The sequence below is a fragment of the Herbiconiux daphne genome (assembly GCF_024979295.1).
GTDB lineage: Bacteria > Actinomycetota > Actinomycetes > Actinomycetales > Microbacteriaceae > Herbiconiux > Herbiconiux daphnes.
The window spans coordinates 1-2,382 of the sequence record NZ_JANLCJ010000046.1; the positions used below are offsets into that span (position 1 = coordinate 1).

The following is a 2,382-nucleotide window of genomic DNA, read 5'->3' on the forward strand; positions in this document are numbered from 1 at the left end:
GTTGTGGGTTAGCTGGAGGAGACTGGAGTATTGTGGAAGAAATGATTGAAAATCAATTCCGTGATATTCCTAATGCTGAAATCTACATCTACACACTAAACGATAAATTAAAGGATAAAGAATATGTTGAAGTTGAAAGTATTGGATGAGTTGGGGAAACCCTATAACATCTTCACGGATTACGTAGAGTCTGGAGCAATTGACCAGTTCGTCAAAGTAATGCAGCAAGAGGATGTTGTTAAAGGTGCTCTAATGCCTGACGTGCATTCTGGTTATGTTATGCCTATTGGTGGTGTAGTTGCTACCAAAGGTACAATCTACCCAGCATTCGTTGGTTATGATATTGGCTGCGGTGTCAGTGCTGTGCAAATTGGTTTATCCAAGCAAGAACTGGAAGAACGAGCTGGTGAAATCGCCGATGTAATACGTCAGGTTGTTCCGGTAGGTTTCAACGTACATCACCATAACTTTAATCCTGAAAGCCTGTCACGTCGCGTTGGACGTCCTCCTGAGTGCATTCGTGACTTAGTTGACAGCCATCTTAATCAAGTTGCTACCTTAGGTGGCGGCAACCATTTCATTGAGATAGGTTATGATGAACGGGACAACACGTGGCTCAGTATTCATAGTGGGAGCCGTGGTCTTGGCCATACTGTTGCTTCTCGCTTTATGGATGCATCGGGTGGAGAAGGGGTCTGCCCTATTGGAGTTGATACTCAACTTGGCAGAGATTATATTGGATCTCTTAACTATTGTTTAGCTTGGGCTTTGTACAATCGTGAGAAAATGATGCGCAATATCTGTGAAGCGCTGAAAGTAGTTTTCTACGATAGTACGATGGTAAACCGTAACCACAACCATGCGGAAGAAAAAGATGGGCTATGGATACATCGCAAGGGAGCGACACACGCCGAAAAAGACATGTTGGGTATTATTCCAAGCAATATGCGTGACGGTGTGTTCCTTGTTCGTGGTCTCGGCAATGATGATAGTTTATGTTCTTCTTCGCATGGGGCTGGGCGTGTTATGTCTCGTTCGAAAGCTAAGAAAACATATACTCTCGAAGAGTTTCGTTCCTCGATGGGAGATATGAAACTGGATGGAATGACCGTTGATGAGAAGCGTATTGACGAATCTCCAATGGCGTACAAAGATATTAATGAAGTGATGGAAAACCAGAAGGAGTTGATCGAGGTGATTCATCACATCAAACCGATTGTTAACGTGAAAGGATAATCACATGATACGTTCTGGCAAAACTTTTAATTTCGGTAAATGGAAAGGATTCACTGTTGGTGAAGTAGCTCAACGTGATCCGAGTTACATCTATTTTTGCGAGAACAAAATGGGGTATCGCTTCTCCCCTAAAGTGAAGCGTATTGCTAATCTTGCTAATCAACGTAGACGAATCTCACGGCTAATGGCTGCTGAGTTTGATTCGTTTGCGAGCTTACGTCATAGCAATCCTGATTTTTATTAATCAGTGATACTGAAAGAAGGTGGGTCGTAATATATTTATGATCCACTTTCCTTTTTAACAGAACATGGAGGTTCTAATGACGCAAGTAATTAAACGCGATGGTTCAACTGTATTTTTCAGTGTTGACCGAATCATTAATGCTGTAAAAGCTGCTCAAGAAGCTGCTAATAACAGTCGTAAATCTTTAGCTTATGCTGTTGCCCATGCAGTGATTGATCGAATCGCTTACATGGATACAATCAATATTGCTGAGATTCAAGATTGGGTTGAACAAGCTCTGATGGAGGAAGCTCCTGATGTTGCTCGTAAATACATTGAATATCGCCATGAGCGTGACCGTGTTCGTGAAGGAAAATCACAACTGGCGCAATCTATTAAAGGTCTGATCACACTCACTGATAAAGCTATTGTCAATGAGAATGCGAACAAAGATGCTAAAGTTTTTCCCGTCCAACGAGATTTGATGGCTGGCATTGTGTCTAAGCACTTTGCACATTCCATCTTACCCGCCGACGTATTGAAAGCCCATGAGGATGGCGACATCCACTTTCACGACATGGACTATTCTCCTTTCTTACCCATGACCAACTGTTGTCTGGTCGATCTCAAGGGGATGCTTGAGAACGGGTTTAAGCTAGGGAACGCACAGATTGAATCTCCTAAATCAATCGGTGTAGCGTGTGCTGTCATGGCACAAATCACAGCTCAAGTTGCTTCACATCAATATGGCGGAACAACCTTCGCCAATATAGATCAGGTTCTTGCTCCATATGCAGAGAAGTCCTACAATAAGTGGCTCACTACCGCACAGGAATGGCAAATTACTGACCCTGTGGCGTTTGCTAAACAACGCACCGCCAAGGAAATTTACGACGGGATTCAGGCATATGAGTATGAAGTCA

Annotated in this window: 3 protein-coding genes; all 3 read left to right on the forward strand. The window is 43.0% G+C overall.

Annotation, left to right across the window (positions count from 1 at the left end; genetic code table 11):
- Positions 1 to 123 precede the first annotated feature (123 nt).
- A complete protein-coding gene (locus N1032_RS22570) occupies positions 124 to 1,236 on the forward strand; it encodes an RtcB family protein (protein ID WP_259542549.1) in 1,113 nt (370 codons plus the stop codon).
- A 4-nt stretch (positions 1,237 to 1,240) separates the two neighbouring features.
- On the forward strand, positions 1,241 to 1,480 hold the full coding sequence (locus N1032_RS22575) for an exodeoxyribonuclease X C-terminal domain-containing protein (protein WP_259542551.1): 240 nt from the start codon (positions 1,241 to 1,243) through the stop codon (positions 1,478 to 1,480).
- Between the two features lie 76 nt (positions 1,481 to 1,556).
- A partial coding sequence (gene nrdD / locus N1032_RS22580; protein ID WP_259542552.1) for an anaerobic ribonucleoside-triphosphate reductase occupies positions 1,557 to 2,382 on the forward strand: 826 nt, incomplete at its 3' end.